7 protein-coding genes are annotated in these 6,414 nt (G+C 35.7%); 5 read left to right on the forward strand and 2 right to left on the reverse strand.

The genetic code is table 11. The features are described from left to right. The first annotated feature begins 32 nt into the window (after positions 1-32). The 5 genes from ACK4HU_RS21855 (at position 33) to ACK4HU_RS21875 (ending at position 4,765) form a co-directional block, all read left to right on the forward strand. Positions 33-326, forward strand: a complete 294-nt coding sequence (locus ACK4HU_RS21855; RefSeq protein ID WP_409810307.1) for a type ISP restriction/modification enzyme — start codon at positions 33-35, stop codon at positions 324-326. Beyond that, positions 323-799: a hypothetical protein gene (locus ACK4HU_RS21860; protein ID WP_409810309.1), complete on the forward strand. Its 477-nt coding sequence runs from the start codon at positions 323-325 to the stop codon at positions 797-799. Before ACK4HU_RS21855 ends, ACK4HU_RS21860 begins: the two co-directional genes overlap by 4 nt. Positions 800-884: 85 nt before the next feature. Then, entirely contained in the window at positions 885-1,802 is a 918-nt protein-coding gene (locus ACK4HU_RS21865) for a hypothetical protein (RefSeq protein ID WP_409810312.1), read from the forward strand. Positions 1,803-2,279: 477 nt separating this feature from the next. Then, positions 2,280-3,122: a hypothetical protein gene (locus ACK4HU_RS21870; RefSeq protein ID WP_409810315.1), complete on the forward strand. Its 843-nt coding sequence runs from the start codon at positions 2,280-2,282 to the stop codon at positions 3,120-3,122. A gap of 572 nt (positions 3,123-3,694) precedes the next feature. Next, complete coding sequence (locus tag ACK4HU_RS21875) at positions 3,695-4,765, forward strand: mechanosensitive ion channel family protein (RefSeq protein WP_409810318.1); 1,071 nt, start codon at positions 3,695-3,697, stop codon at positions 4,763-4,765. A 165-nt stretch (positions 4,766-4,930) separates the two neighbouring features. On the opposite strand, the gene ACK4HU_RS21880 is transcribed toward ACK4HU_RS21875, so the two are convergent. Next, complete coding sequence (locus tag ACK4HU_RS21880; protein ID WP_409810321.1) at positions 4,931-5,185, reverse strand: RNA polymerase sigma factor; 255 nt, start codon at positions 5,183-5,185, stop codon at positions 4,931-4,933. 564 nt (positions 5,186-5,749) lie between these two features. Then, on the reverse strand, positions 5,750-6,271 hold the full coding sequence (locus ACK4HU_RS21885; protein ID WP_409810324.1) for a TlpA family protein disulfide reductase: 522 nt from the start codon (positions 6,269-6,271) through the stop codon (positions 5,750-5,752). Positions 6,272-6,414 lie beyond the last annotated feature (143 nt).

The raw sequence follows: 6,414 nt of genomic DNA on the forward strand, positions 1-6,414 counted from the left end.
ATAATTTAGACAAGGGAATATAAAAAAATGGGGTGAAGAATATATATATTTTATTTAAATATTTTACACCCCACCTGGCAGGTCTCAACCTTGGCCGCGTCTACATCAACTCCGAACAATACTTCGACACCGTCCCAGAAATTGCCTGGAACTTCTACATCGGTGGCTACCAACCCGCCCAAAAATGGCTCAAAGATCGCAAAGGCCGAGTCCTCGACTTCGAAGACATCATGCATTATCAGCGAATCATCAAGGCATTGACGGAAACGGATAGGGTGATGGGGGAGATTGATGGGGTGGGTTTTATGAAAGGAGGTGAGGGATGAGAGCATATGTGATAAATTGGCAAGGTCCTTATAATTATGATAACTTAAATCAGAACAAACATAAAAATGTCCTTTACCTTATTACCGGAAAAAAGAAAATTAATGGTTTAATATATTATTACTGTGGGATTACAACTAGTACAGTATACAAAAGAATAAACGATCCTTATCATAAGAATTGGGGCGTGAAATCCGGTAAAGAATTTTGGGTAGGTGTTATTGAAAGGAAAAATAAGCCTTCAAGGTCATTACTTGAAGCCTTAGAGAATGTTATTATTAATTTTTGGCAACCTCAATTGAATAAAAATAAGTTAAATCTGAAGCCGAAGAAAAGAATTGTTATTATAAATCAATGGTTAAATCTTGATGGAGAATTTAGAGTCAATAAAAAATATTTTGCCCAAGAAATTAATGATTTTATTTTCTATAATGGTGATGAATGGAGGGTTTCAAATAAAATTTATTCCATATGATTTATCCTTAATAAATTCAAGAACCATTGAAATTAAATAAGATTATAGTTTGGATAAATAGCTTTTCACAATTTAATATTATAATATGCCTTACATTACAAAATCAAATTATAGAAAAATACTAAGAAAGATAGATATTTCCCAAATCGGTGAAATATCAGGGACAGTTTACAAAAAACCAATATATTTTCTTAGTAGGAATGAAGAAAAGTATCTTTTACTTATGCAAGCCTTATTAAAGGAACCAGAGAAATTTTTAATTGAATATTATAAGCCAGTTATTAGTAAGGATACTCTGACTTACGTGTTTGAAAGTAAGCAACCGCCATCTTTTCATTTAGATAAAAATTGTGATAAATTAAATTCCTCATTTAGAAATTTTGTTGTTCCATTTGAAATTAAGGAAAGAGCTTTTGAAAAAGGAGGAGAAGATCTAGTTGAAGAACAAGTGAAAAAATTTAGGGCCTGGTTTCAAAGTAATTTGGAGCTATTTCAAACAGATCCAAATAGTTTCCTTAAGAAGCTTGATATTGATTGGAATGTTCAAAGAAAAATGGATGAAATTGAAGTTCAAAATTCTGGAATAAAAGAAGTAGAAAATTTAAATCTTGAGGAACTTGAAAAGGAAATAGATAAAATAATTGGTCAAGCAGGTTATTTTTTTGTTTCAAATCCAGATAAACAATCTATAATTAGAAGATTTCAAAAATTAACTTTTCTAGCCAATTCAGAAAAAGAAATTTACAATAATGATACTGGTTGGACTGATATTGAATTAAAAAACTTTTTAAAAATGTATGATGAACGTTATAAAAAGCCTACAAAAAAACTTTTGCTTGAATATTATCGAGTATTATATAATCCTGATTTAAGTTTTGAAGGAAGTCTACTAGAACAACTCAACTTTAAGAAATGTAGTGTTTGCGAAAACCCTTCATTACCAATGGATTTTTTGATGGACGCTCCGGAAGAAAATGAGAATGAAGACTATCTGATATTTTAAGATACTCTTCCCCCCCCACCTCGCAATAGTCTATTTACTTTCATCTTTGAGATACGTTGGACGCTGGGTAGGATTTGCAATTCCGCCTGAATCGGAAGATATTCATTGTATAATCAGCCATCTAAAGCAATCATTGAGTAAAAAGAAAGATTAGATATTTAGCTTTAAATCATCCCTATTATGAACATGGAAAAATGGAATAAACTCTGCTATCGCCTCTCTGAGAAGATAGTTGGTGATATCTCCGAAATAGAATTTGAAGGCTTGGTTGACAGGGCATTGGGCATATTGGGCTGGGAGGAGTATTCAGGAGATTTTGAAATCCGACCAAGTTTTCAACTTGGGTCCACCAAAAAAAGCCTAAAACCTGACTTTCTGATCAAATCAAATTCGACGGGCCAAAAACTGTTTGTAGTAGAGATTAAAAGGCCAAAAGTTCCATTGTCGGCACAGAATCAAATCCAACTTTCAACCTATATGCGCCAATTCAAGTTGCCTTTTGGTATTTTGATTGGTCCAGAAATCCAAGTATTCTACGATGGGCCCTTGAATGAACAAGAAAACGCGATGCTTATCGGGAGAATTAAGTTTGAAAAAGATTCAAAAGACGGTGAAGAATTTGTCTCCTTATTTTCAAAGGAAAGCTTTAGTCACGACGCACTTCATGGATTTGCGGCAGAATTCCTCAAAAAAAACCATCAGAAAACCAAGATCGAAGAACTTGTCAAAAGAATTACATCGGATGATTTCCAAGATCAGACGAAAGAACTTATCAAACAGCATTTGATTCAGGAGATTGATAGTGAAGTCATCGATGCCGCTCTTGAAAAGGTGAAGATTGAGATACGTAGCTTGTACATACCTGATACAGCAGACTATCAAGTCAAGCTGAGGGAAAAGGCAGTAGAACAAAGACAAGCGAGTAGAGAGAGCGGTCGAGATTATTCAAAATTTGACGTTACCATTAATGGGAAAAGTAAAGTCAAATTAAACAAACGAGACAGTATGCATTTTGTGATAAGTGAGAGTGTATATTTCGGTATAAGTCCGGAAGACTTGATGAATTTAACTGGCAGAAAGGCATGGATTTGGGTTAACAAAGTATGCCATTCAAAACAAGAATTTGAATTAGAAGAAATTAGAAACGTAAAAATTTACGACTCTACCAGGTGGTCTAACGAAGATGATGCCCTCTTAATTTATGAAGGAAAAACATATGCATTTACAAACCAGCAAGGAAAAGAAACTTACGATTTGGTAAATAAAATATTTCATCAATATCCTGACTTAAAAGGAAAAATCAAGAAAAAGGAATCTTAAGACTCTATCCCCACCTCGGAGCAGTCTAATATCTTGCTGCTTTGAGGTTCCGTGGACGCTGGGTGGAATTTGCAATTACACCCTCATATCCTTTGGAATTTTTAATTCCATTTCCAAAAAGTTCAACACCCTTCGGGGTTGTCGTACTCTTACGTTATTCCCTATTTCCCCAGGTTTCACCTAGGGCTATTGAGAGGTTCGATCCTTTCAGGATCGTTATTTCTTTACACTGATTTTTTAAAAATTCAACTTTTAATCACCTCGTGGTCATTATTTCCAATAATCGATAATTCAATTCCTGACCCCTGATAAGGGGTCAAACTTCTCAATAACCGCGGGCCTGCCTTTGCCGGTAGGCAGGTGAAACCCGTGGATAACAAAATGACGGGACCATTCCAACGACCCTAAAGGGTCGAACTGTTTCCGGAATTCGAAATTCATATCGTCCTTCCAAAATTTTATTTCAAAAAAAACCTAATCCAGCATAATACATGCTTAATAGGTGCATTACCATACGTATCCTAAAGCGAAAACATTCGCCATTTATCTGTCAACATTAAATTTCTTAGCATTTGGAACCATCAGACCCAATAGAAGATAAAGAATTAGAAGTCATCAAAAAGGATGAGAAAGTTCAACGGGCATTGAGTGAAACCTTAGGAACTGGACAAAACCAAAGCGCTGATACAGTAAAAGAAGAAGAGCCTTTGCTGGGGATAACCGCCTTTATTTTTCTAGGATTTGGAGCTCTTTATTTCCTTTTGGGATGGAAACAATTACCCATTTCCAGTAATTACATTCCACTTGCGCAAAAAATTGTGCTTGCGGTTATGCTCATTTCTTTGGTTCTGGTAACCAATAGGATATTAAAGAAAATACTGAACCGCAAAATAGAAAATAAGACAACTGTATTTAATTTCAATCGAATTGTCGACTTACTTGCCGCGCTGCTTATACTGTCCATTATTCTTTCGCTGCTGTTTGCCAATTGGTATGCTGCAATGGTTTCGTTTGGAATTCTATCGCTTATCCTTGGCTTTGCCTTGCAAAATCCTATTACCAGTTTTTTTGGATGGCTATACATTCTTATCCGCAAGCCTTTTGAAGTTGGGGACCGCATCAGAATAGGTAATGTGTATGGCGACGTGATTAACGTGAGCTACATTGACACAACACTTTGGGAATTTAATGGCGATTATTTGTCCGGTGACCATCCAAGTGGTCGCATCATTAGGTTTGCAAACTCTAAAGTATTCAGTGAGTATGTCTATAATTATTCATGGCCACTGTTTCCGTTTATATGGAATGAATTCAGTTTGTACATATCCTATGAAAGTGATTTCAAATTCACGGAGGCAACAATTAAGCGCATTGTCGAAAAAGAAATTGGCGAAGCGATGGTAAGACGAGTAGGGCGGTTTAAAAAAATCTTGGCTGACACTCCCGTTGATGAATTGGATGTAAATGAATATCCATCTGTTATTTTAAAGGCCCATGCCAACACTTGGATAGAAGTGGTGGTACGTTACCTGGTTGAACCGAAGAGTTCAGGCAAGGTGAAAAAGAAATTATTCGATGTTGTGATGGAGGAACTTAAAAGATATCCTGAGCAGGTAATGTTTCCAAAGAGGAACATACCGTAAAGTTCTAAATTTGAAATTTTTTACCACAGCACACAAGTATTGAAAGTTTTGACTACATCGTGGTCATTATTTTCAATAATCGATTCAATTTCTGACCCCTGATAAGGGGTCGAACTAATCTAAAATCAATTCTCAAAATAATCTAAATGTAAGTGTGGATTGTATCTATACCCTCTTCCGAGCGCAACTTCGGCAAATCCATGCCATCCAAGTGTACAGGTGACCTTTAGGGCAATTGTAGCATTCAATTTCTTTGGTAATTTTTAGGAAAGAACGGTGAAAAACTTCTTCGGCAAGCCGCTGGTCTGAGATCGTTTTGCATATTACCGCATAAAGCGGCGCCGAGTATCTTTCATAGAGATATTCAGTTGTCTTTCGGTCTCGAGCTTGCAATCCTGCTATAATTTGTTCTTCCTGCACGGTAATTTAGTTTTAACTCAGCGGTATTGAAATTTGTACTACCATTTCATTCTAGTGTGATTTCTCAATCCCTTCTCAAAGGGGATTTATTTTACAATAGAAACTCAAAAAGGAAGAATTCACTAAATGTAACATTGGAATGCATAAATAGTTTAATGACTCACTTATAGTGGGCCTGGATCTATGACTTGACTTTTTTTGTATAGCCCTTTGTTCAAGATATTAAACAAAACAATCAATTTCTGGGCCTAAAGGAAAATGAATTCATGAATCCAAATTTTTTATTGTTGTTTAGATGAATCAAAAAATTTTAGTTCGAAAAAATATAAAATGATGACATTTTGAATTTGAGGCATCTGAGTCTTTCCCAGCAAAAACACTCGAATTGGGGAAATTTTGAAACAAAAAGAAGTTCCAGGAAAGGGTAAATTTCTTGGGTTTTTGATTTAGAGAAAGTCAAAATTTGCAATATTACTTTCCTTGCCAACATTATTGCTCTTCGTTTTCGGGTAAGCTAAAATCTTCAAGAATTCAGGTGCTGACTTAATACTCAAACAAAAGCATTCAATTTTTCAATTTCCGTATTTGCTCCTCAAACCAATCAAGGGTTTTGAGTTCTGGAGTTATTGGGCCTGTGAGTTTTGCGACAAGGACGCCATTCTTAATCAAAAAATGGGTTGGGGACATGCGAATACTATATTTTTTCTCCACTTCATCTCTGCTCAAAGAGATGTTTTGATAACCGATTTCTCCGTTCTTTTCAAGGTATCGCCTGATTCTGTCTGGCTTTGTCATGCAAAATCCCAAGAAAACAATGTCATCGTCGTCTTGATATTTCTGGGTTACTTTTCTCAAATAAGGCTCTTCTTGCTTGCAGCCTGTACAACCGACAAACCAAATATTGATAATGACAATTTTGTCTGCAAGATCCTTAGAGCTAATCGAATCCCCATCGATGGTTACATAGTCAAATTGTGGGAAAATGGAATTGTCGGGTGGTCCTTGAGGCTCTATGCCCGGAATTTGACCAAAAGAATTTATACTGAACAATATTAAAAGGAGTGCCAAGAACGATGATTTTATCATAAGCTTCGGTTTTTCAAAGTTAAGTCTTTCACGGATCTCGCTAAGTTTTAGTTTAATTAAAAATTATTTTTTCTGTATATCCGCTTCTTTGCCAGTAAATCAAAATGGCCTCGACTTCGCTCGGCCTCCGGATTCTGGTTGTT

The organism is Algoriphagus sp. (genome assembly GCF_046296635.1).
GTDB lineage: Bacteria > Bacteroidota > Bacteroidia > Cytophagales > Cyclobacteriaceae > Algoriphagus.